Origin of the sequence: Actinocrinis sp. (assembly GCF_035946395.1) — a bacterium.
Lineage (GTDB): Bacteria > Actinomycetota > Actinomycetes > Streptomycetales > Catenulisporaceae > Actinocrinis.
In genome coordinates, this window is record NZ_DASYZI010000439.1 from 1 (window position 1) to 21,273 (window position 21,273).

The window sequence follows — 21,273 nt, forward strand, 5'->3', positions numbered from 1 at the left end:
TGATAGCTGCCCGGGTCCGGGGCCTAGAGGCCGGGCGGGTCAAGGGCCGGCCGCAGGCCGGTCACGCAGTGACGCGACCGAAGGGAGCGCCCTTGACGCGCCCGGCCGACCCCGGAAACTGGCCGCGAAAAGGGGGACGGAAACGCAACGCCGCATCAGAACAGCAGCTATGCGCGAGCAGGGTTCGCTGGGCTGGGGTCGTTGTCTGCGGTGACCTTCTGCGGGAGGGTACCGATCATCTGAGCGCGAACGACGGCCGCGTAAGGTTGGCGGGTATGGAAGAGCGTCGGTTCACCGGTCTAATCCTGGACTTCGCGGGTGTCCTCACCTCGAACATGGTTGAGGTGATCTCTCGCTTCGAGAGCCGTGAGCGACTGGCTCCGGGTTTGTTTCTCAGAGGGTGGGCCGACCCAAAGGGAGCGGAGCTCTACCGCCAACTCGAAGCCGGGGAGATCGACCAACGCGGCTGGAACGAGAGCTTCGGAGCTCTGCTCGGGATCGGCGCGGATGACCTGATGGGTCGATTGCTGTTCGAGCTCGATCCGGCCTATGAAGTGCTGAGGGTCGCCAAAGAAGCACGAGCCGCGGGCATCCGGACCGCAGTACTCTCGAACTCGCTCGGGCGCGAGCCGCACGATCCGTACGCCCCGTACGATCTACGCGGAACATTCGATGTTGTCGTCTTCTCAGCCGAACTCGGAATTCGCAAGCCCGATCCGGCAATCTTCCAGCACACCCTCAGACTCCTCGGAGTGCCCGCTGAGTCATGTGTGTTCGCCGACGATACTGAGGCAAACCTTCCGCCAGCGCATGCCCTCGGGATGACGGTAATCCATGCGCTTGACGAGCGAGAGACCGCTCTTCGCCTGCGAAGGCTACTCAAACTGACCAATACCCCATCAGCGCGTGGCTTCTAGGAAATCGCGCACCACCGGGACCGCACCGTGGCCGCCGAGTTTCGTCCGAAGCCCTGCCAGAGTCGACGTCGACCTCGCTGAATCGACTCCACCGAGGCAACGCATTGCGTGGGTTGCCCGCTGCACAGCCGCATCGAGGTCGCGCATCGTGAGATGCGCTTCCGCTGCCCTGGCCAGGTAAATCGCATGGCTTCGCGGGTATAGATCGTCCCCGCGGTAGTCGGCATTGATCGCTGCGTCGAACCTTCGTATCGCCTCGGCCGGATCTCCGAGTTCGAGCGCGCACGACCCCGCGATCATCTCAACCTCGCCTTCGGTGACCCAGTAAAGGGTCGCCGGATCATCGGGGTGCGGCCCCCGGTCCAGGGCCTCGCGCGCCTCATACAACATATGCGCGGCGGCCCGCCGATCACCCGTCTTGGAGAGCGCCCGAGCTGACCTTGCGGCAAGCATCGCCGACATCCGCGCCGTGCTTTTGCCGCTGACCGCGCTGCGTGCCGTCTCCAGCAACGACACTGCCTGTAGGCCCTGGCCAGTCGAATAGCTCTGGACCGCCATGAATGAGAGTGCATACGCACCAGTCACCGAATCGCCAGCAGTTGCCGACGCGCGCAGAGCCATCTCGAAGTACCGCTGAGCAACCCCGTGATGGTCCTGGTCGAATTGATCCCACGCAACTTGCCGGCTCGCTTCGGCAGCTAGGGAGTACAGCCGCCTACCTATCTGCTCGGTGTAGCTGCCTGCCCTTAGAAGCTGGGCGATTAGTGCGAGTTCACTGCGAGCGAGCGTCGCGAGGTCGCCGCTGCCCAGTTCATCGTCGAGGTGTCTCAGATGATCGAGTCGTTGGTCGATGTGTCCGACCAACGAAGGGTTGATCTGTCTGGTGCCCGCAGCTATAAGGGGTTCGGGCGCTTCAAGTGCCGCCTCCCACCGACCAGCCATCGCCATCAGCGCAGCGCCGCTGACCGCCACGAACGACCGCCGGTGCACATCGCTCCCGTCTAGCAGACCGTCAAGGATTGCCCTGGTTCCGTCGCGGTCCCACGGCATCAACACCGCATCGGGCTGGGCCTGGCGGACCACCAGCCGAGAGCCGAACGTTCCTCCGGTGTTCAACACCCGATCGTATGCGTCGACGACATCGATCGTGACCTCACGTCTGCCGTTCTCAACGCTTCGCAGGTGGCCCTCGGAGTACCCGGCGAGCATGGCGAAGCGGCGGAACGTCATGCCTGACGATCTCCGCGCGTCACGAAGATCATGCCCAAAGCTGGTGACCAACTCCTCGTCCTCCGCCGAAGTGATTCGCCTCTGATTCGGTCGACCTCATTGTCCCGCTCCTGTTGACGGTGTGTGCTCTTTTGGGCGGCGGGTTGTGAATCCGCCATGACTGAACACTCACCGACTGGGAGGCGATATGGGCGGCGCCTGGCTGAACTGTGCAGCTCAACGCTCGAATTGCCTGGCGATTCCAGACGGTCGGTTAACCCTGTGCGGGGTTCGCGAAGTAGTCACCGAGCATTTCGGTGGTCCATGCGGCTTGGCGTACCTCGCCGCGCGGGCCGAACTCTGTAAACCATGGCTTGATGTCGAGTACTGGTGTGCCGTCTACTGCATCGAGCTCTTCCACGTGAAGGTCCAGTCCGTCGACCTTGATCAAGCGACAGCGGGAAACTCCGAGCCAGTTGATACGCCGCATGTTGCGGTGGCCGAAGGTGCCGACTGGCGGCCAGTCCGGATTGTCGCGTGGCCGGCGCGCACCGAGGTTCAAGTCCGTCGGGTCCGTCAGGTGGAATCGGAACACGATCTCAAGGTGGCTGAAGTCCGAGAGTCCGGCCGTGGCATCTTGCGTGAATCGCGGATCGTCGATCCGGATGATCGAGCGTGTTCCGCCCCAGTAGTCGTCGGTGGGCTCGATGCGCCCGCCCACTACGTGGGCGATGGCTTCGAGTTCGAACGTCTCCGCAGGCATTGCGGCTCCCGTCTTATTGGGCGGCGTACCGACAACGCGGCCGGTCACTGTGGGTCGGGTGGCTTACTTAGCGGCCAGATAGCTCTTGGCGCGAGCATCCAGTTCGGCGACAGCGGAGATGCCGCGCTGTCGCAGGGGCGAGACTGCCGAGCGCATGTTGGCGACGACGGCGCGGGTTCGCGCCGAGTGGATGCCGTCCATGGCGTCCAGCGCTCTGGACCAGGTGGCACAGGCTTCTTCGATGCTCCCCTGACGTGCCTGTACGGCGCCGAGATAACCCAGAGTCACGGCGTGGGTCCGGGTGAAGGTGGCCGCCTTACGGGTGCGGACGCTACGGCGAAACTCCCGTTGCGCCCCGGCCAGATCACCGGTGTCGCGCAGGGTGCAGGCAGTCTCGTGCGCGAGGCTGGCTTCGCCGAAGAAGAACACCCGGCCCGGCTCTTCATCTCCGGCACTGGCGTTGGCGAGGTCGCGCTCTGCCTTCAGCAGCGCGGTTGCCGCGGCGCGCTTGTCGCCGGAGGCGGCGAGTGCCCGCGCGTGGACGACTCCGAGAAGGGCACGCTCTCGGGGAGTGGCCAGCGTGTAGCGGGTGCCGTCCATAGACGCGGCAGCGTGCTCCAGTCCTCTGCTTGCATGGCCGAGATCAACTGCCTGATGCGCCATCGCACGCAAGATGTGCCCTGCGAGGGGCGGGTCGTCAGCCTCGGCTGCCAACTTCAAGGCAATGCGGAACCCGGCCTGGGCGTCGGCGTGCTGGCCGTTGTCGAATGCCATCCAGCCAGCGAGATAGGCGAGTTCGCCTGCGGCAGAGAACATGGCGCGCCGTACTGGCCCACGCGCGTAGCTGCCGTGCAGAAGCCGGGCGACGTCCGAGGTCAGATAGTGCACGACGGTGGAGCGGGCGTGGCCCCCGCCTCGGCGTTGATCGGCCCGGGAGAAGGCGGAGACCAGTTCGCGGACGGTCTCGACGTCGCCTTCGCCGACGGAGAAGGTGCCCACGCCCGACCGGGCGGAGCCGCGCTGGGCCATCCGTGTCCACCAGGAACTGCTTGGCAGCGCAAGCGCCGCCACGGAGTAGGCGGCACCTCCGAGCGCCTGGCGGCGGTCCACATCCACCTCGTGATTCGCGAAGTCGGTCAGCGCGCTCAGCGTATCGCTGTCCCAATCGACCTCGATCCCGGAGGACCCGCCCGGTGTGCGCAGTCCGATGTCCTCCGGTGTGACCGTCCGTCCGAGGCGACGGGAGAGCGCTTCGCACAAGAAGACTGGCGCAGCCCCGGACGGCTGGGTTCCCCCGACCCAGTGCGTGACATGGGAGCGGCTGATCGCGGAGTAGTCGTGCGCGCCGTTCTCCAAGGCAACCAGCACGAACGCAGACGCAACATTGGCATGGGACAGCCCAGCCTCCGCGATGAGCGCGGCGAGCTTCCGGTTGGGCTGGCGTCCCTCTGCCATGACTCTGATAACGCTCCTTCGGCTCCGTCACGATCTTTCACCGCTTTCACCACATCGCGGTGCTTGACAGCGTACCCACGCCGAGTGATCCGCGGTTTGCTCAACGTGTCCGAATTCTTCATTCGCCTCACGCGCCACGGCAGGGGCCTCCAGACAGCGGGATACAGCGTGCTGACTCACAGGTGGTCCGCCAAGAGGCTGCTCGGTGGTTGGCGCACAGCCGCACGGGAGACGGCATGAACAGCGCGCAGAGCGGGGAGGCCAGCCAGGCATCGAGGGCCGTCTACGCCCTGACGCAGGCGCTTGCGGGCGCCGGCCTCGAACCAGCCCGTGACCTGCCCGGTCTGTCCACCGTCCGATTTGGTGGTCAAACGATGGTGCTGCTCGGCCGCGTCACGCCAGAGGTCGCAGCCAAGCTCGCGCTCATCATCGTCGGCGGCAACGAGGGTGGCCCCCAGTGAATCCCTCGCCACGCGAATCCGGCCGCAACCGGGCCGCCGTGCCGCAGGGCACTGCCAACACCGATCCGACCTTCCGGATCAGCCATCTGTGCGTGCCCGCCACCGAAAGCATCGCCCACAGCCTTGGCCAGGTCTCCGGCGACATCCTCGCCGCCTGGGGACTTCGGGACGACGAATTGGCGTACGCCGTGCGGATGAGCGTCCGGGAACTGGTCGGCAATGCCGTCAAACACGGCCCGCAGTCGCCGGACCCGGTGGTGTTCGTGTCCTTCCAACTCGGGGCCGACGCATTCGGACCGGACCGGGTCACCGTCACCGTGCAGGACCAGGGCCGCGGGCAACTTGCGATTCCGGTGCCCGAGGATTTCGAGGAGGCCGAGGAGTTCAGGGGTCTGACTGTCGTCAGCGGCTACGGCGCACGCATCGAGTCGATCGTGCACCCCGCAGGTCACACGGTGATGGCGTGGATTCCCGTGGCCGCCGCAGATCGCGAGCGGGTGTGCCGGTGCCTGTGCTGGGGCCACCAGGCAGTCGCGCCACACTGCCGCGGCTTGGTCGACCCCGATACCGGCACGCTGTTCACCGGTCCATGCGGAATGCCGATCGCTGTGTGTCGGGCGTGCGCGGACGCGATCACAGCGTCCTGCTTCCCCGCCCTGGCAGCAGCCGATGAAGCCGCCCGCCTCCCGATCCTGGCGGCCACGCCGGGCGGGGGGTGAGAGCACCGTGGCACTCTCGCTACGTCGGTGGCGCAAGGCCGCCCGGCAATCGATGGAACCCATCCCACAGGAGCACTTCGAGCAGCCCGCACCACGTGCGGACGACGAGTTGCGGGCATTGATGTCGACGCTCGCGCGTCGCCAGATGGCGTTGACCTACCACCTGATCCGCGTGCTCGACGAGGTAGAGCGAGAGGCGGTGGAGCCTGACACGCTCAAGGCGCTCTACGCCGTCGACCACGACGCCAACCGGCTGCGGCGGTATGCCGAGAGCCTGTTGTTGCTGGCCGGCGGGCAGGTGTGCGACGGGTTGGAAGGACCGGTCACGCTGGTGGATGTGGCGCGTGCCGCGCAGTGCGCCTCGGCCGACTTCGAGCCGGTCAAGCTCACGGCAATGCCTGCCGCCGCCGTGCCGCCCGGGGTGTCGGACGACTTGGTCCACTTGCTCGCTGCGCTGCTCGACAACGCGATCTCATACGCTCCAGCTTCTTCCCGCGTCACTTTGTCCGGGCACTCCGACCGCGACGGCTCGGTGCTGATTCAGATTGCCGACTCCGGCCTGGGAATCGAGCGGGCGGCGCTGGCAGAGCTCAATGTCCGCTTGGCCGCCGCCCCCGTGCTCGACGCCCGCTCAGCGCGGCAGATGGGGCTGTATGTCGTGGCGAGCATCGCGCATCGGCACGGCCTTTATGTCCAGCTCGCTCCCCGGCCCGGGGGCGGGACCATCGCCTACGTCACCCTGCCCGGCCACCTGATCATCTCCCCCGAGGCCATCGCGCCCGCACCGGCGGCAACGTCTACGCCCGCACCGGCGCGCTCCGCGTCGTCGAGCGGCGACTGGTGGGGAGTGCAGACCCTTGCTAGCCCGGCCACGGGCACGACGAAGAACGGTCTGCCGCGCCGCACGCGGGCTCCTCAAGCCTCGGGGCCGTGGCTGCCGACCGCGCCGTCCGCGCGGCCTCCAGATCCGCAGTCCATCCGCGACGACCTCAACGACTTCGAGGCGGGCGAGCAGCGCGCCCGCACCGAGTCAGCCACTACGCACGACACCGCATCGACCTCGTGGGAGGGACCGTGGGAGCAGCAGTGAGAGCCGAAGGCAGTGCGCAGGAAGTGGCCTTCCTCATCGACAGGTTCGCCACGACCACCACCGGGGTGACCAGCGCCATCGTGCTGTCCACCGACGGCATGAAGCTGGCCGCGTCCATCAGCCTGCAAACCGACCAAGCCGACCGGTTCGCCGCGACCGCCAGCGCCGTCTACTCGCTGTCCAGCGCAGTGGGACGCGAATTCGGGTTCGAGGGCTACCAGCAGTCGATCCTGCGCTACGGCAACGGACACGTCATCGTGACCGCGCTCGGCGAGTCCGCCGCGCTGGCGGTCATCACCATGCCCGACGCGAAGCTCGGCCAGGTCAGCTACGAGATGTCGCTGTTCGCCCAGCGCGTCGGGGCGCTCCTGACCCCTGAGGTGCGCCGGCAGTTGCGCGGCGGGCTAGTCGCGTGACCCGCACGTACGGACTCCACGCGCCGCGCCGCCCGTCGCGAGTACGCCCTTACGGCATCACCCGGGGACGCACCGCCGCGGACCGGTTTCTCGGCGTGGAGCGACTGATCAGCACGGTCGAGTTCGATCCGCGGCGCGTGCTCGGGATGCTGCCGGAGACCGCCGCCGTGTACGAGGCGTGCCGATATCCGCGCACGATCGCGGAACTCGCCACGGGCCTCGCGCTTCCGCTCGGCGTAATCCGCGTCCTGGTCGGCGACCTCGCCGCAGTAGGCAGGGTTCGAATTCATCCACAGGCCGCCGACATGCCGGACCGTCACTTGCTGGAGAGGGTGCTGCGTGGCCTTGACAATCTCTGACGCCTCCCTCGCCCTGTCCGCGAAAATCGTGATCGCCGGGGCCTTCGGCGTGGGCAAGACCACCTTCGTCGCCGCCATCAGCGAGATCCCGATCGCGGGCACCGAGGCCCTGATGACCGTGGCTGCGGAACCGGACGACGACGTCTCCCTCGCGCGCGGCAAAACCACCACGACCGTCGCGATGGACTTCGGCCGCATCGCCGTCGACGACGGGCTGACCCTCTACCTGTTCGGCACCCCTGGCCAAGACCGCTTCTGGTTCCTGTGGGACGACCTGGCCCGCGGCGCGTTAGCAGCGATCGTGCTGGTCGATACGAGGAATCTCGCCGCGAGCTGGCCTGTGATCGCGTACTTCGAGCGGCGCGGCGACATTCCCTTCACCGTCGTGGTCAACCTGTTCGACGGTCGTCTGACCCATGAACTGGACGAGGTGCGCGACGCACTCGATCTGTCGCCCGCCATCCCGCTGACCGCGGCCGACGCACGCGACCGCCACGACGTACTTGAGGCGCTACGGGCTTTGATCCGCCATGCCCTAAACCTGCTGCCGAGCCACTGATGCCCAAGCAAACAAGGGGAGAGATGCGCAAGATCCTGATCGTCGGTGCTGGACAGGCCGGCCTCCAGCTCGCCCATGGCCTGCTATTGGCGGGGGGATACGAGGTGACAGTAATGAGTCAGCGCCTCGCCAGCGAGATACGCGACGGCAGAGTCACCTCGACTCAATGCATGTTCGGCGCCGCGCTCGACCTTGAGCGACGCGCCCTCGGAGTGGATCTGTGGCCCGCCGCAGAGAGCGGACATCGCATCGACGGACTCGGAGTCAGTGTGCCCGGCCCCGAAGAGGTCCCCGCTATCAACTGGCTTGGCCGTCTGAGTCAGTACGCTCAATCTGTCGACCAGCGCCTGAAGATGGCCGCTTGGTTAGAACTCTTCGCGGAACGCGGCGGAACCGTCGTGATCAACGCGGCCACCGTCTCCGACCTGGACCACCTCTCCACCCTCTACGATCTGGTGATCGTCGCCGCAGGGAAAGGCGACATCGTCGGGCTGTTCGACCGTAACGCCGAACTCTCCCCGTACTCCGTAGCGCAGCGCTCCCTCGCGGTCGCCTACGTCCACGGAGTAGAGCCTCGCGGAGAGCATCCCGACACCACCGCCGTGCGCCTCGACCTGATCCCCACCGTCGGCGAGCTGATCGTCATCCCCGCAGTCACCACGTCGGGAACCTGCGACATCCTGTTCTGGGAAGGCATTCCCGGCGGCCCGCTCGACACCTTCGACCAGCTCGCAGACGATCCCGGGGCGCACCTGGCGCACACCCTTGAGCTGATCCGCCAATTCGCCCCATGGGAATACGAGCGCTGTGCCGCAGCCGAGCTTACCGACGCCGGGGCGACCCTCGTCGGCCGCTACGCACCCGTGGTTCGCAAACCCATCGCAACCCTGCCCTCCGGACGCCTCGCGCTGGGCATCGCAGACGTCGTCGTCGCCAACGACCCGATCACCGGCCAGGGCAGCAACAACGCCTCCCGCGCCGCAGACGCCTACCTCACTGCGATCCTCGCGCACGGCGACCGCCCCTACGACCAGGCATTCATGCAGGCCGCGTTCGACTCGTTCTGGGCCAAGGTCGCCGTCTGCACCACGTGGACGAACGCGATGTTGGCCCCACCGCCCCCGCACGTGCTGGACATCCTCGGCGCTGCGGCTCAGCACCAGGAGATCGCCGACCGGTTCGCCAACGACTTCTCCACCCCGGACGACTTCGCCGACTGGCTGTTAGACCCCATCAAGGCCGGCACATACCTCGCCGACGTGGCCGCGCGTTAGCGCGACTCGCACCGACCAACGGAGCCAACCCGTGTACCGCATCGCCAAGACCTTCACGTTTGAGGCCGCGCACCGCCTCAGCGGCCTACCCGAGGAACACAAGTGCGCCCGCACCCACGGTCACAGCTACCGCGTCGAGATCGTCCTGGAGAGCGAGCAGCTGACCGAGACCGGATTCGTTGACGACTTCGCCGAGCTGAAGCCGCTGGGCGACTACATCGCCGCATCGCTGGACCACAGCGACCTGAACAGCGCCCTCGACGGCAACCCGACCAGCGAACTGCTCGCCCGTCACTTGGCCGACTGGTTCGAGCGCCATCTCGCGCCGGACCTCAACGGGCAGCTGGCCAGCGTCCGCGTGAGCGAGACGGCCAGCAGCTGGGCCGAATACCTCCCCGCATCGTGCAGGGAGAGCGCATCGTGACGCTGACACTGGCAACCACCGCACAGCAGGCCGGATATCTACTGGTCAACGAGCTGTTCGGTCCAACGTTCCAGGGCGAGGGACCATCCGCCGGGCAGCGCGCAGCGTTCTTGCGGCTGGCCGACTGCAACCTCGCGTGCGCCTGGTGCGACTCTCGGCACAGCTGGGACTGGCGCCGCCACGATCAGGCGGCCGAAACCCGTCGCGTCACCGTCGAGACCGTCGCGGCCCAACTCCTCGCCCTCGGCACCGACCTGGTCGTGATCACCGGCGGTGAGCCGTTGCTGCAAGCCGAGGCGGTCACCGACCTGGCGACTTTGCTGCGGGCGGCAGGCCGATGCATCGAGGTGGAAACCAACGGCACAATCCCACCACCGTCACAGCTGACCGACCTGATCGAGCGGTACAACGTCTCGCCGAAGCTGCGCAACGCCGGGCTAGGCAGCAGGCCGATCGACGCCGCGGCACTGACCGCGTTCGTCACCAGTGGCAAGGCCGTGTTCAAGTTCGTGGCCTGCGGCGCAGACGACGCCGCGCAGATCGCCGCGCTGCAAGACGCCTACGGACTTCATCCCGTGTGGGTAATGCCGCAGGCCACCTCACCCGAAGAAGTCGTCTCCGGTATGCGCCAGCTCGCCGACACAGCCCTCGAACACAGCTGGAATCTGACCAGCCGCCTGCACATCCTGCTGTGGGGTGACCAGCGTGGCCGATGAACCGGACACCAGCCGTCTGTCATGGTTCGCCGTCGAAGCCCAGGCTCGGTGCCTCGCGGAGGCCGCGTCCGAAGACCGCGCACCGGACTGTGTCGTCGGCGTTCTGCGCGGCGGCGCGATCCCGGCCGTGCTCGTCGCCCACCTGCTGCGCGTACGCGACCTGCGCACGGTCGAGGTCACCCACACGCTGCACGACGGAATCGACGCCCCGAAAAGCCCCCAAGTGCGTGTCGGCAATCCCTCCACGCTCGGCGATCTGACCGGTCTCGACGTGCTGATCGTGGACGACGTCGCGGGCACCGGCCATACGGTGCGCGCTACCGCCGCGCTGGCATCGCACGCGGGCGCGGCCCGTGTACGCACCGCAGTGTGCGTCTCGAACCAAGCCAACCTCGACCCGGACCTGTCCAGATCCGAGGTCCCCACATATACGGCCCTCACCACCCGAGGATGGGTGGTCTTCCCCTGGGAGGCGCAGCCATGACCGCCACTGACCCGGCACCCACGCTGCCAGAGCAGTACACCACCCGACCCGGCACCCCGATGATCGGCCCGTACAGCGCCAACCAGATGGATGATTTCTACGAGGCTCTGCACCGGGGCGAGGCCAAGCCCACCGGGATCATGAACCTTCTGCAACACCTGCTGATCGCCGAGCACTGCCCCGAGGGCGCCACGGTCCTTGACGTGTGCTGCGGGCGCGGCTTGGCGCTGCCGCTGCTGCACCGCTACGCCCCGCAGATCTTCCGATACATCGGCCTGGACATCTCGCCGGAGAACATCTCCGAGGCGCACAAGATGCTTGAGCGCTGCCGCGCCGTTTACGGCGAACAGTTCGGAGTCGAGTTCGTCCACTGCGACGTGTCCGAGCCGTTCGCCGTCCCCCAGGTCGACCTTGCGATCTACACCTCAGCGCTCGAACACCTTCCCGGCCCGCTGGGAGCCGCGAGCCTGGGACACACCGCCGACGCGCTACGCCCCGGCGGCGTGCTCTACCTGTCCACGCCGGCCACCCCGGGCGATCCGCCCCGGGCACTGCAACACCGGGTCCACGTCTACGAATGGTCCCGGCAGGAAACCCTCGACGCACTGGAATCCGTCGGACTCGCCGTCGAATACGAGATCGGACTGCTGCCACCCGACCAGCCAGAAACCCTCGCCACCGCCCTGGCCACTCGCTACGGCAACAGCGCCGCCGCCTGGTACTACGACCTCGCCTCACGGGTGCCCGCCGCACTCCTCGGCACGATCGCCGCAACCTGCGCCCCGCAGGTGGCGACCGAAATCCTCTACGTCGCCCGGAAATCAATGTGACCGCGACCGCGACGACCGCCGCTCCGGCGCACCCCGACGCGGGCGCGCCCATCTCGCCGCTGTGGATCACCGTCGAAGGCATCAATGGCGTCGGCAAGACGACGGCGATCAAGGCGGCTACGCCGCTGCTCGGCCCCGGATGTCTACGGCTGGGCGAGCTGACCGACCAGAATCCGGACACGCTGCCCGGACGGCTGATCAGTGCGCTGTCCGCAGCCGATGACGTCTATTTGCGCACTGGCCACCCCATCGCCGAAACGCTCGCGCTGTTGGCACTGAAGACTCGGGAATACGAGCGCTACGCCCCGAAGCGCGCACCCGGCCTCGACCTGATCCTCGAAGACCGTGGCATCGACACGGTCGCCGCCTACCAGGCAGCGATCATCGAGCAGGTCGACTCCGGCGCGGACGCGCTCGCTTTGGCCCAGCAGATCCTGCGCCAGGCCGTGCTCTTCCGCCCGCCGCCCGACTACACAATCCTTCTGCTCGGCGATCGCGATACCTGCCTCGACCGGTTCGAACAACGCCTGAACATCACCCTCACCCTGCGCGACCGGCAGCTGGTCGGCCGCATCGAAGAGCTTTACCGGGCGCTGGCCGAGATCGAACCAGACCGCTACATCCCGCTGACCGTCACCGGGATGACCTCGAACCAATGCGCACACCGCCTCGCCGCGCTGTGCCGCAGCCTGATCGACGCCGACGCGGGGGCGGACTATGGCACGTGACATCACCCTGCTATGGGCGTTGCGATCGACGTGCAAATTCACCTGCGGATACTGCTACTTCGGCACGATCGCCGCCCACCGGGCCGAGGTGCCGACCGCCCCGGGCGCGCTGTCCCACCTTCGCCGCGACGACCTGACCCGCGAGGAGATCTTCGCGTTCGCCCGCAGCCTCGACAGCTCTCCGGTGGCACGAGTGGTGATCGCGGGCGGCGAGCCGCTGGATTGGCCGCACACCCTCGATCTGATCGCGACCATCAAAGCGGCCGGCTGCCAGGTGGTGATCGCCACCAACGGAATACCGCTGAACAAGCCGGCCGTGGCCGGCCGCCTGGTCGAGCTCGGCGTGGACGGGGTATCGGTATCGCTGGACTCCACGGACGCGGCCGTCAACGACGAACTGCGTCCCGCGCTCGGCGGCTACGCCGCTCACGGCGACGTACTCTCCGGCATCCGGACCCTGATCGCCGCACGAGGAGAAGGACCCGCGCCGCGCGTAGGCATCTACAGCGTGGTTTCCCGCCGCACCCTCAATCAGATCGGCGCGTTGGCCGAGCTCGCGGTAAAGCTCGGCTGCGACTACTACGTGCCCCAGCCGGTCTCGCTCTCCCCGGACCATGCCCTCGACAGAGAACTGACCCCGTACGGGCAGGAGGTCGATCGCGTCGCCGCCGAGCTGACCAGCCTTCACACCACCGGCCTGCCACTCGCGCTGCCGGGCTTGCACTACACGCGCCTGTTTATCGCCTCGATCACCGACCGGACCCCGCGCCGGGTCGAAGACTGCTTCGGCGGCGCGCAGCTGTTCTTTGTCCAACCCAACGGCTCGTTGTGGGACTGCCCCTCGGACCTGCGGATCGCCGCGACTCCACCCGAGCGGCGCCGCACGATCAAGGGCGCTGATGCACGCACCCTCTTTGCCGACCGGCCCGCATGCACCGACTGCGCGCTGCTCGGGCGCGACTGCGTAAGCATGTTCCCGCTCGTGCGCAGCCTGCCCCGGATGCTGCGTCTGGAGGAGGTTCGATGATTGAGATCCCGCCCGACAAGCGCGACCAACGGCACCTGCATGATGCGCTCGCCGCAGCTCTAAGCCAGATGCCCGACCCGTTCGCATCTCGCTGGGCCGGGCAGTTCGAGGAAAACCTGTCCGCGTATTTCGGAGGCGTGCACGCCATCGCCGTCTCCTCGGGCACCACCGCTCTGCACACCGCGCTGGCGTGCGCAGGAATCGGCCCCGGCGACGACGTCTTAGTGCCCTCGCTCACGGTCGTGATGTCCGCCGCGCCGATCCTGACCGCAGGCGCCCGCCCGGTGTTCGTCGACAGCAACCCGCACACCCTCGACATCGACTACCAGGACGCGGCGCGACGACTGACCGAACGCACCCGGGCGATCATGCCCGTGCACCTGTGGGGCCGCATGGGCGACCCCGCCGTCCTGCGCGACTTCGCCGACCGTCACGGCCTGGTCGTGATCGAGGACGCCTGCCAGGCCGTCGGCAGCTCCCGTGACGATATGGCCGCCGGAACGATCGGCGACTACGGCGCCTTCAGCACCAAGGACGGCAAGATCCTATGGTCGGGCGAAGGCGGATTCCTGGTCACCAGCGATGTGACGCGCGCCGATCTCGCCCGCGCGTTCCGCACCCACTGGCAGACGCCCCCAAGCGGACAGGCTCCGCTGTCCCGGGCCGCCGCGAACTACCGGCTCGCCGAACCCTTGGCGGCCATCGCCGCGCTCAACGCCATCCACCTTCCCTACCTGCTCTCCCGCCGCCGAGCCCAGACCCGGCGCCTGCTCGATCGGGTCGCCGGCCTACCCGGGCTGACTGTGCTCGAACCCCATCCGGCCGAGCGCTGGAACCACTACGCGCCGCTGCTGCGCATCGACCTGCCCGAACCGCGCCGGCTGTGCGAGCGTCTGGCCGAGCTACACGTGCCCAACAGCGTCGGCACGTTCAAGCTCGTGCCCTGCGACACCCGGTCCGCGTTCGCCACACCCGGCGCCGCTCCCTGCCCCGGCGCCGCCCAAGTAATCGACACGATCCTCGCCCCGATCCTGACCGACCGCGACGACGAGGACAGCATCGACACCCAGGCCCTGGTGATCGAGAAAGAGGTCACAGCATGGACGCGATGACCGGCATTGCGGACCCGATCGCGGCCGTAGACCGAGGATCTTGACCTGCACTGATCCCCTGCTGCGAACTGTGCCCCACAGCCGATCTGGAGAACGACCGTGCCGCCCCTGAGCGCCGACCCGGAGTTTCGCGCGACCACCTTCGTGGTCATCGATTTCGAAGCCACCACTCCCGCTGGACATTCGCCTGAACCGATCGAAGTGGCCGCCGTGGCACTTCGATTCGACGGCACAACCCCGCGCGAGATCGGCGACTTCGAGGCGCTGATGTGCCCACCCGCGCACGCCCCCGTCACCCGCTTCGACACCGAGCAGACCGGGATCACCCCGCAGATGGTCCAGGACCAGCCCGCCGCCGGGGCGGTCCTCGCCCAACTCGACCACCTGCTGACCGCCCCGCCGTACCTGCTGGTCGCCCACAACGCCAGCGTCGAGGGAAACCTGATTTACGCACAGCGCGGCGCCTGCCCCGTGCTCGCGCACACCCACTTGATCGACACCGTCAAGCTCTCCCGCCGCCTCCAGCCGGACCTGCCCAGCCACTCGCTGGACTGGTTGCTCTCCCATTTCGGCATCGCGCGACCGCCCGACCGGCACCGCGCGATGGCAGACGTCCGGGTCACCGTCGCGGTGCTCGCCCGCCTCCTGGCTCTCGCCGATCAACGCGGCGACCCACACGACCTAACTGGCCTGATGACCGTCGCAGGCTACACGGCGAAGGCGACCAAACCCGTCCAAGAAACCATCTTCGATGTGTAGTGGGAGGCCCCTGTGTCCACCGTGCCGAACCCGCCGTGCACACGCGGCACGCTGATCTCGATCGAGGGCATCAACGGCGTCGGCAAGACCTACCTGACCGACCGCCTCAGAACCCTGCTCCCAGCATCGGGCCGCGGCGCGCCCCTGGTCCTGGAGGAGTTCTCCGCCCGGAAAACCGGCGACGACCTCGGCCGCGCACTACTGCACGCCCTGATCGACACGGCCGACGGCGACATGTTCCTGCGTAGCGGAACGCCGGGTACCGAGGCACTGCTGCTGTTCGCGATCAAAGCCTACGACCTGGACATCGCCCATCCCGCGCTCGCCGAGGGCAGGCTGGTGATCGAGGGCCGCGGCCTGGACACCACCGCCATCTACCAGGCGCTACTCACGGAATCCTCCGACACGGCAGCCACCGCACGCGCCAGGGCTCTGCTGGAGTTCGCCGCGACGTGGCGCGCGCTGCCGGATCTCACGATCCTGATCATCGACGATCCAGACCGGGCGATGCAGCGCGCCGAGCAGCGCGGAACATTCACCTACAGCGCCGCGGACCGCAGCTTGCAGCGACGCGCAGCCGCCTTGTACCTCACCCTCGCAACCGACGCCCCAGACCGCATCCGCATCCTCGACCGGCGCACCGTGGACGAGAACGGCGCCGTTCAGCAGATGCGCGACTGGATCACCAAAGCCCGCAACGCCGACCGGGCCTGTCTGTCGCAGCCGTGGCACGGCCAACCCGGGACCTGCGCCGACGGCGCATGCCGATTCGGCAGTCACCCCGCCACGGCTGCGACAGCGCCGTGACCGGTCAGATGGCGCCCACCGCCACGATCCCAGCGATGCGGGGAAAGAGCTCCTTGGCCAACAGCTTGGTGTCCTCGAACACGTCCGGGTGCTCCAACAGCTCCTCCAAGCTCATCCACACCGTCTCGTGCACCCCCGCGCCCGCCGGCTGGTCGAGATCAGCCAGAGCTACGAAGACATGGTCGACGTGCACATGCGGCTCGCCAAGGTGGTTATCCGCAGGAACCCGCAGCTCACTGACCCACCACGGCTGCGGCATACGCGGATGCGGATACCCCGCCGGCAGATCGGGGCACGCAGGCTCCAGCAGCTCCACGCCGCGCAGACCCGTCTCCTCCTCGGTCTCCCGCTCGCCGGCTTCGGCCGCCGTCTCATTGTCCTCGACATGCCCGCCCGGGATCATCCGCTTGCCCAGGCGCGGCTGCTGCACCATCGCCACCCGCAACTCGCCCTCGATCTGGGCGAACACGAACACGGACGCGGTCAGATGCTTGATCACATCAACACCTCTGCACTCGTCGACGGCGACACGCCAACCGCTGATCCGGCGGCCCAGACCGAGCCTGCCACAGCAGCGCCCTCCGTACCGGCAGACCGGCCGAACCGAGGCGCACCAGCACCCGATCCGGAGGGCTCGACGTGACCTCGCCTGACACGATCCAGCGGTTCATCGCCGACATGCTGGCCCAGGCCGGCGGACTCATAGTCGACTACGACGGGACGTTCGCCGACACAGGCCCGGCCCGCCAAACGGCGCTTACCCGCGCACTTGCCCTCCACGGATCACAGCTCGACCCCGCCTGGTACCGAGCGCGGACGGGATTAAGCATCGGCGATCTACTCGGCGAGCTACCCGACGCATCCCACCTCGACCACGACGCGATCATCGCGGCGTCGCGAAGCCAGCTGCTGGGCTGCCTCGACCGCATCGAGCCGGTCCCATCGGTCCTGCATCTTGTCCGCCTCGCCGTAGAGCACGGCATACCCTGCGCCATCGCCTCGGGCACCTCCGGGGCGCTCGTACATCCCGGGCTCGACGCCCTCGGCCATACCGGGCTCTTCGCGGCCGTCCTCGTGCGCGAAGACGTGGCACAGGGAAAACCCGCGCCAGACCTCTTTCTCGCCGCCGCAGACAGAATCGGCGTGCCTGCGGCGCGCTGCCTCGCGGTCGACGATGCGCCGCAGGGCATCGAGGCGGCACAACGCGCCGGGATGGCCGTCCTCACCCTGGATTCCGGACTGCTGGCGCGAGTTCCAGACGACGCTGCCCGCGTCGTCGAAGGTTGCGACTCGTGACCAACGAACTTCGCGGCGCCGTCGCGGGTGGTGTCCACATACAGCTGTCCACCTCGCCCATAACACACATGGCAATGACATTAATGTCCTTCATCATGTCCCGGCGCGCGACGCAACACCGCCGCGCCCTCCCCGCTCGGGGTCGGACCGACCCGCCACGGCCGGCTTCCCCAGCAAGCTGCCCGGCCTGTGGCCCGCGTGCCGCCCCGTACCCAGCCTGCGGGACGGCGCGCCCAACATCGAGCAAGCCTGATACGCCATCCGACCAGCCGCGTTCGCTGACGCCGCGAGCCGTGAAGCACGCCAGCAACCCCGTGCGGCGAGAACTGCGCACAGCACCAGCACCAATCGCCAACTACGTATCGCACCGCGGATCTGGCCGAAGACAGCACGCCCCGCCCAATCAGCCTTCCGCATCCGGTGTGCCTGACGTACCGGTGACCCACCGCAGGGCACAAGCGCGCTTGTGCCACAGGACACGAGCATCAGCGCCGTGCCGCGCCGACAACCGTCCCGCCCATGACCAGGAAGAACGAGAGCAGTGACCGACCCCTTTGACAACCCATGGTCCCGCAAGCCACGAGTGATCGCCTACGACTACGGCGGGACGCTCGCGCCAAATAGCAGCGCCGATCCAGACGGCGCCCGCCGCGACCAGCCAGTGTATCCGGAGGCCGCCGAGATGATCCGCTACCTGCACGACGCGCACGGCATCCTGGCAATCCTTTCCTCTAACAACCAGCCCACCGAGCCGCGCCGCCCCTCACTCGAAACTGCGGGCCTGCTCGATTACTTCGGTGCGGTATTGCTGTCGGAGGATCTGAGCTGCGGCAAACCGGACCCTCTGTTCTACGGCAAGCTATTGACTGCGGCGCGGCAGATCACCGGCGGCTGCGAACCTTGGGACGTCGTGCACGTCGGCGACAACCCAATGACGGACATCGCCGGACCCATTCAGCATGGGATGCGTGCAGTGTGGGTAACCGGCGACGCGAACGGCGCGCTCGACAACCGCCACCTAGTGGCCGCCGGGGCAGTGCGGGTGATCGGGAACATCACCCTTCTGCCGCGCGAACTGGGACTGGACCTGTGACCGACGCGGCGACCGCGGCGATTTCTCCCGCGGTCAGGTCGCTCACGCTGCTGTCTGGCAACCTACTGGCTGGCGGGATCGGCCGCAGTCGCAGCGAGGTCCGTGTCACAGACCTGATGGACATCGCCGCGAAGATCCGCCCAGATGTCTTCGCCGCCCAGGAATGCCTGTACTTCGACGAAAACGACCATCGGCTCTTCCACCAAGCGGAGGAACTGCTTGGGATGCGCGGGGTGCTCGGGATCAGCCCTCGCACCCGAATGCACACCGCCGTGTTCGTGCGCGCGCCGCTGCGCATCGCCGAGCACCGGGTGTATTCGGGCGGGATCTGGCACCACAGCGTGACCCACGCCGTGGTGGTCTGGGACGCACACGACGGCGTCCCAGCGGGTCGGTTGCGGGTCGCCAGCGTGCACCTGTCCCCGCGCAACCCGACCCGCCGCCTGCTGGAGATCGCAGAGCTGACCGACTACGGGGCGGCGAGCGAGCCCGCGGTGCTGCTCGGCGACACCAATACCGAGGACGAGCACACCGATCTGTCCGGCGCATCCCGCGACATGCTGGTGCGCTACGCCCGACTCGGCACCCGCATCCCCGACACCGCGCCGATCGATCTGCTGCGGAGCGCCGGGATCAGTGACCTCGCCGACCCGAAGACGGACGCACTTGCCTTCGCCATCCCGCGTGAGCCGCCTGCGCGCACCACTGGCCACTGGCCGGGCAAGCAGGTCGCCGGGCGCCCGGACCGCATCCTGGCCAACGCCCCGGCCGCGGCGGCCGTGACCGAGTTCGCCGTGGTCACCGCGGCCCGGCACCTGACCGACCACGACTGGCCGTGCGCTCGCCTGAATCCGGCCGCGCTCGCCATGCGATGACACTACCCGGCTGGTCATCCAGCCCTCTGACACCGTGAACCGGAGCAAGCCCGTGACCCCAACAATGATCAGGATCAGCGCGATCAACCACCTGGACGGAGGGATCGAAACCCGCCCCGACAGGGTCAGGAGCCTAGACCGGCTCGACGCCCAGCTCGATCTGCTCGCCGAGCTCGACTTGGACGTGGTCCTGTCCACCGAGGGGAAAGGGTGGCTGGACGACGACAACCAGCTGCTGGGCTACGCCGCGCACCGGCTGGGGATGAACCCGTTCGTCGCTCCCGCGCCCCGGCACGACTGCAACGTGGTGATCTGGCTGCGCCCCGGCCGCTTCCGCGATGTGCGCGAACACCACATCGTGCGCGAGCCGTTCTGGCACGGCCAAGCCCGCGTCGAGGTGAGCCTCGACGGGCTGCGCGAACGGCTGTGGCTGGTCGCCGCGCACTTCTCTCCGTTCGTGCCCCCGATCCGCACCGCCGAGGCATACGCCACTCTCGAACTGGCCGCCGACGGCCTCCTGGTGATCGGTGGCGGCGACTTCCAGGACGATGCGAACGCCGAGGAGGCCCCCGACCGCTCGCACATGGACCCGGCCCGGCGCCTACGCTACGGCACCCCCGGCGACCCGCAGTCCCCCGCCGAACTGTTCCGCAGCGCGGGGATGGTGGACGTCGCCGCCGCGCTCGACGACCGGCAACCCACCGCTGGGTTCGTCGACCGCGCGCCGCTGCGCTGCGACCGCTTCCACCTCTCCAGCCGCCTCGCTCACACCCCACGCGCCTACCGGGCGCACCCGGACCCGGACGGGAAACTGTCCGACCACTTGATCATCGATGCCGAACTCGACCTGACCGCGGCGATATGAGCGCCACCGCTGCGCCTCCGCCCGGCGCTGCGGGCCACGTTTCGACGACCAACGAAGGAGCATTGTGAACAAACCGCTCAACCCAGACCGGCACAACCTCCGCGAGGACGGCCGCGACGCCCCGCGCGCGGCGGTCACCCTAACCCCGGTCTACCAGTGGCTGATCGTGCTCAACTCCGTCCTTGGCGCCGTCAGCCTCGCCCTCGGCCTGGCCGCGACGGCACGCGGACACTAGCGATCCCGCCCGGCCGACCAGCACAGTGGTTCACCGCTCAGGAGAGGCGCTCGCCGTGAGCTCGCAACAACTGACTGACGCCCCACCGGCCGACGAACTCGACGGCCTGAACTTTCTCACGGTCGGCGAGGTCGCCGGGGTGATGCGCGTGTCGAAGGTGACCGTCTACCGGATGTTGCATTCCGGGGAACTGACGGCGGTGCGTGTCGGCCGCTCGTTCCGGGTGCCCGCGAAGGCGGTGCGCGAATACCTCTCGGGCGCGTACGTCAGCGCGGACTGACGCCACAGACTCCCTCCCCGCGGCCTCTGTTGAGGGTCAGAGGGCTACGGCCGCCGCACCGGCCGCGCCCAGTGGCGGCGGGGAGGGACCACCCCACTGTTCACATGCACCACTACAAGGAGGACAACGATTGGCTGATCACGGTAATCGACAGCGCGACGCTCTCGCGGACGTTGGCACGAGTCCTGCGGCGGCCCGACTGCGAGAGCGACGACGGTGCGTCCGCAGGGCGATAAGCATCAGACGTTCGCTCATGTGCCGCGAGTTGATCGGAGCGCTCAGGGCGCCTGGTCCGGCAGCGCTGTTTTGGCTACCGGAGGGACCGGCGTTGTTCGAGAAGATCTTCGGTTTCCCGGGTTCTTAATCTACGTCAGGGCACCAAGAATCGCGATGAGATAGCCCGTCGCGCTCATATTCAGGTATGGCTCGTGAGTTAAATTCCGCAGCCGAGCCTCGGTTTGTCATGCGCTTCTTTTGCAGGGCGCGGCCTGTTGCAATGGGCCGTGCCCTGTTCCATTTT

At 67.7% G+C, this 21,273-nt stretch carries 27 protein-coding genes; 23 read left to right on the forward strand and 4 right to left on the reverse strand.

The features are described from left to right. A partial coding sequence (locus VGS97_RS27695; protein ID WP_326856616.1) for an HAD family phosphatase occupies positions 1 to 917 on the forward strand: 917 nt, incomplete at its 5' end. On the opposite strand, the gene VGS97_RS27700 is transcribed toward VGS97_RS27695, so the two are convergent. The 3 genes from VGS97_RS27700 to VGS97_RS27710 all read right to left on the reverse strand — a co-directional run bounded on the left by VGS97_RS27700 (position 900) and on the right by VGS97_RS27710 (position 4,344). Further along, positions 900 to 2,198, reverse strand: a complete 1,299-nt coding sequence (locus VGS97_RS27700) for a helix-turn-helix transcriptional regulator (RefSeq protein ID WP_326856617.1) — start codon at positions 2,196 to 2,198, stop codon at positions 900 to 902. The two genes, VGS97_RS27695 and VGS97_RS27700, sit on opposite strands and share 18 nt — an antisense overlap. 202 nt (positions 2,199 to 2,400) lie before the next feature. Continuing rightward, positions 2,401 to 2,889 carry an SAM-dependent methyltransferase gene (locus VGS97_RS27705; RefSeq protein WP_349262289.1) on the reverse strand — a complete coding sequence of 163 codons (489 nt, stop codon included), beginning with the start codon at positions 2,887 to 2,889 and terminating at the stop codon, positions 2,401 to 2,403. Between the two features lie 63 nt (positions 2,890 to 2,952). Beyond that, positions 2,953 to 4,344 (reverse strand): hypothetical protein, encoded by a 1,392-nt coding sequence (locus VGS97_RS27710; RefSeq protein WP_326856619.1) that lies wholly within the window; start codon positions 4,342 to 4,344, stop codon positions 2,953 to 2,955. 236 nt (positions 4,345 to 4,580) lie between these two features. Between VGS97_RS27710 and VGS97_RS27715 the strand changes: the two genes are divergently transcribed. The 16 genes from VGS97_RS27715 (at position 4,581) to VGS97_RS27790 (ending at position 16,109) form a co-directional block, all read left to right on the forward strand. Beyond that, a complete protein-coding gene (locus tag VGS97_RS27715) occupies positions 4,581 to 4,805 on the forward strand; it encodes a hypothetical protein (protein WP_326856620.1) in 225 nt (74 codons plus the stop codon). Continuing rightward, entirely contained in the window at positions 4,802 to 5,524 is a 723-nt protein-coding gene (locus VGS97_RS27720) for an ATP-binding protein (RefSeq protein WP_326856621.1), read from the forward strand. The genes VGS97_RS27715 and VGS97_RS27720 overlap by 4 nt, the downstream gene beginning before the upstream one ends. A gap of 52 nt (positions 5,525 to 5,576) precedes the next feature. Continuing rightward, a complete protein-coding gene (locus VGS97_RS27725) occupies positions 5,577 to 6,614 on the forward strand; it encodes an ATP-binding protein (protein WP_326856622.1) in 1,038 nt (345 codons plus the stop codon). Further along, the gene (locus VGS97_RS27730; protein WP_326856623.1) at positions 6,611 to 7,030 is read left to right on the forward strand and encodes a roadblock/LC7 domain-containing protein; all 420 of its coding nucleotides are present in this window, start codon (positions 6,611 to 6,613) and stop codon (positions 7,028 to 7,030) included. The genes VGS97_RS27725 and VGS97_RS27730 overlap by 4 nt, the downstream gene beginning before the upstream one ends. Then, positions 7,027 to 7,389 carry a DUF742 domain-containing protein gene (locus VGS97_RS27735; RefSeq protein WP_326856624.1) on the forward strand — a complete coding sequence of 121 codons (363 nt, stop codon included), beginning with the start codon at positions 7,027 to 7,029 and terminating at the stop codon, positions 7,387 to 7,389. The genes VGS97_RS27730 and VGS97_RS27735 overlap by 4 nt, the downstream gene beginning before the upstream one ends. Beyond that, positions 7,370 to 7,948, forward strand: a complete 579-nt coding sequence (locus VGS97_RS27740) for a GTP-binding protein (RefSeq protein WP_414641857.1) — start codon at positions 7,370 to 7,372, stop codon at positions 7,946 to 7,948. The genes VGS97_RS27735 and VGS97_RS27740 overlap by 20 nt, the downstream gene beginning before the upstream one ends. 23 nt (positions 7,949 to 7,971) lie before the next feature. Next, positions 7,972 to 9,222 (forward strand): styrene monooxygenase/indole monooxygenase family protein, encoded by a 1,251-nt coding sequence (locus VGS97_RS27745; RefSeq protein WP_349262288.1) that lies wholly within the window; start codon positions 7,972 to 7,974, stop codon positions 9,220 to 9,222. A 31-nt stretch (positions 9,223 to 9,253) separates the two neighbouring features. Continuing rightward, entirely contained in the window at positions 9,254 to 9,646 is a 393-nt protein-coding gene (locus tag VGS97_RS27750) for a 6-carboxytetrahydropterin synthase (protein ID WP_326856626.1), read from the forward strand. Next, the gene (locus VGS97_RS27755) at positions 9,643 to 10,362 is read left to right on the forward strand and encodes a 7-carboxy-7-deazaguanine synthase QueE (protein WP_326856627.1); all 720 of its coding nucleotides are present in this window, start codon (positions 9,643 to 9,645) and stop codon (positions 10,360 to 10,362) included. Before VGS97_RS27750 ends, VGS97_RS27755 begins: the two co-directional genes overlap by 4 nt. Further along, positions 10,352 to 10,846, forward strand: a complete 495-nt coding sequence (locus VGS97_RS27760; protein WP_326856628.1) for a phosphoribosyltransferase — start codon at positions 10,352 to 10,354, stop codon at positions 10,844 to 10,846. The genes VGS97_RS27755 and VGS97_RS27760 overlap by 11 nt, the downstream gene beginning before the upstream one ends. Then, positions 10,843 to 11,676 (forward strand): class I SAM-dependent methyltransferase, encoded by an 834-nt coding sequence (locus tag VGS97_RS27765; RefSeq protein WP_326856629.1) that lies wholly within the window; start codon positions 10,843 to 10,845, stop codon positions 11,674 to 11,676. The genes VGS97_RS27760 and VGS97_RS27765 overlap by 4 nt, the downstream gene beginning before the upstream one ends. Further along, the gene (locus VGS97_RS27770) at positions 11,673 to 12,404 is read left to right on the forward strand and encodes a hypothetical protein (protein WP_326856630.1); all 732 of its coding nucleotides are present in this window, start codon (positions 11,673 to 11,675) and stop codon (positions 12,402 to 12,404) included. Before VGS97_RS27765 ends, VGS97_RS27770 begins: the two co-directional genes overlap by 4 nt. Further along, positions 12,394 to 13,431, forward strand: coding sequence for a radical SAM protein (locus tag VGS97_RS27775; RefSeq protein WP_326856631.1), 1,038 nt, complete (start codon positions 12,394 to 12,396; stop codon positions 13,429 to 13,431). The genes VGS97_RS27770 and VGS97_RS27775 overlap by 11 nt, the downstream gene beginning before the upstream one ends. After that, complete coding sequence (locus VGS97_RS27780; protein ID WP_326856632.1) at positions 13,428 to 14,543, forward strand: DegT/DnrJ/EryC1/StrS family aminotransferase; 1,116 nt, start codon at positions 13,428 to 13,430, stop codon at positions 14,541 to 14,543. Before VGS97_RS27775 ends, VGS97_RS27780 begins: the two co-directional genes overlap by 4 nt. A gap of 99 nt (positions 14,544 to 14,642) precedes the next feature. After that, entirely contained in the window at positions 14,643 to 15,302 is a 660-nt protein-coding gene (locus VGS97_RS27785) for a 3'-5' exonuclease (protein WP_326856633.1), read from the forward strand. Between the two features lie 12 nt (positions 15,303 to 15,314). Then, positions 15,315 to 16,109 carry a dTMP kinase gene (locus VGS97_RS27790; RefSeq protein WP_326856634.1) on the forward strand — a complete coding sequence of 265 codons (795 nt, stop codon included), beginning with the start codon at positions 15,315 to 15,317 and terminating at the stop codon, positions 16,107 to 16,109. A gap of 4 nt (positions 16,110 to 16,113) precedes the next feature. Here the strand turns inward: VGS97_RS27790 and VGS97_RS27795 are convergent, their stop codons facing one another. After that, positions 16,114 to 16,608, reverse strand: coding sequence for an NUDIX domain-containing protein (locus VGS97_RS27795; protein WP_326856635.1), 495 nt, complete (start codon positions 16,606 to 16,608; stop codon positions 16,114 to 16,116). 140 nt (positions 16,609 to 16,748) lie between these two features. Here VGS97_RS27795 and VGS97_RS27800 point away from each other — a divergent pair, with 140 nt between their 5' ends. The 6 genes from VGS97_RS27800 to VGS97_RS27825 all read left to right on the forward strand — a co-directional run bounded on the left by VGS97_RS27800 (position 16,749) and on the right by VGS97_RS27825 (position 20,753). Continuing rightward, on the forward strand, positions 16,749 to 17,405 hold the full coding sequence (locus tag VGS97_RS27800) for an HAD family phosphatase (RefSeq protein WP_326856636.1): 657 nt from the start codon (positions 16,749 to 16,751) through the stop codon (positions 17,403 to 17,405). A 541-nt stretch (positions 17,406 to 17,946) separates the two neighbouring features. Then, positions 17,947 to 18,498, forward strand: coding sequence for an HAD family hydrolase (locus VGS97_RS27805; RefSeq protein WP_326856637.1), 552 nt, complete (start codon positions 17,947 to 17,949; stop codon positions 18,496 to 18,498). Continuing rightward, positions 18,495 to 19,373: an endonuclease/exonuclease/phosphatase family protein gene (locus VGS97_RS27810; protein ID WP_326856638.1), complete on the forward strand. Its 879-nt coding sequence runs from the start codon at positions 18,495 to 18,497 to the stop codon at positions 19,371 to 19,373. Before VGS97_RS27805 ends, VGS97_RS27810 begins: the two co-directional genes overlap by 4 nt. 52 nt (positions 19,374 to 19,425) lie before the next feature. After that, positions 19,426 to 20,238, forward strand: a complete 813-nt coding sequence (locus VGS97_RS27815; protein WP_326856639.1) for a hypothetical protein — start codon at positions 19,426 to 19,428, stop codon at positions 20,236 to 20,238. A gap of 64 nt (positions 20,239 to 20,302) precedes the next feature. After that, complete coding sequence (locus VGS97_RS27820; RefSeq protein WP_326856640.1) at positions 20,303 to 20,473, forward strand: hypothetical protein; 171 nt, start codon at positions 20,303 to 20,305, stop codon at positions 20,471 to 20,473. Between the two features lie 55 nt (positions 20,474 to 20,528). Then, positions 20,529 to 20,753, forward strand: a complete 225-nt coding sequence (locus tag VGS97_RS27825) for a helix-turn-helix domain-containing protein (RefSeq protein WP_326856641.1) — start codon at positions 20,529 to 20,531, stop codon at positions 20,751 to 20,753. Positions 20,754 to 21,273 lie beyond the last annotated feature (520 nt).

What these genes read in the sequence shown, in the direction of transcription:
- VGS97_RS27745 (WP_349262288.1), top strand. Translation starts at nt 7,972, where the DNA reads ATGCGCAAGATCCTGATCGTCGGTGCTGGACAGGCCGGCCTCCAGCTC.
- VGS97_RS27765 (WP_326856629.1), top strand. Translation starts at nt 10,843, where the DNA reads ATGACCGCCACTGACCCGGCACCCACGCTGCCAGAGCAGTACACCACC.
- VGS97_RS27780 (WP_326856632.1), top strand. Translation starts at nt 13,428, where the DNA reads ATGATTGAGATCCCGCCCGACAAGCGCGACCAACGGCACCTGCATGAT.
- VGS97_RS27725 (WP_326856622.1), top strand. Translation starts at nt 5,577, where the DNA reads ATGGAACCCATCCCACAGGAGCACTTCGAGCAGCCCGCACCACGTGCG.
- VGS97_RS27705 (WP_349262289.1), bottom strand. Translation starts at nt 2,889, where the DNA reads ATGCCTGCGGAGACGTTCGAACTCGAAGCCATCGCCCACGTAGTGGGC.
- VGS97_RS27715 (WP_326856620.1), top strand. Translation starts at nt 4,581, where the DNA reads ATGAACAGCGCGCAGAGCGGGGAGGCCAGCCAGGCATCGAGGGCCGTC.
- VGS97_RS27775 (WP_326856631.1), top strand. Translation starts at nt 12,394, where the DNA reads ATGGCACGTGACATCACCCTGCTATGGGCGTTGCGATCGACGTGCAAA.
- VGS97_RS27710 (WP_326856619.1), bottom strand. Translation starts at nt 4,344, where the DNA reads ATGGCAGAGGGACGCCAGCCCAACCGGAAGCTCGCCGCGCTCATCGCG.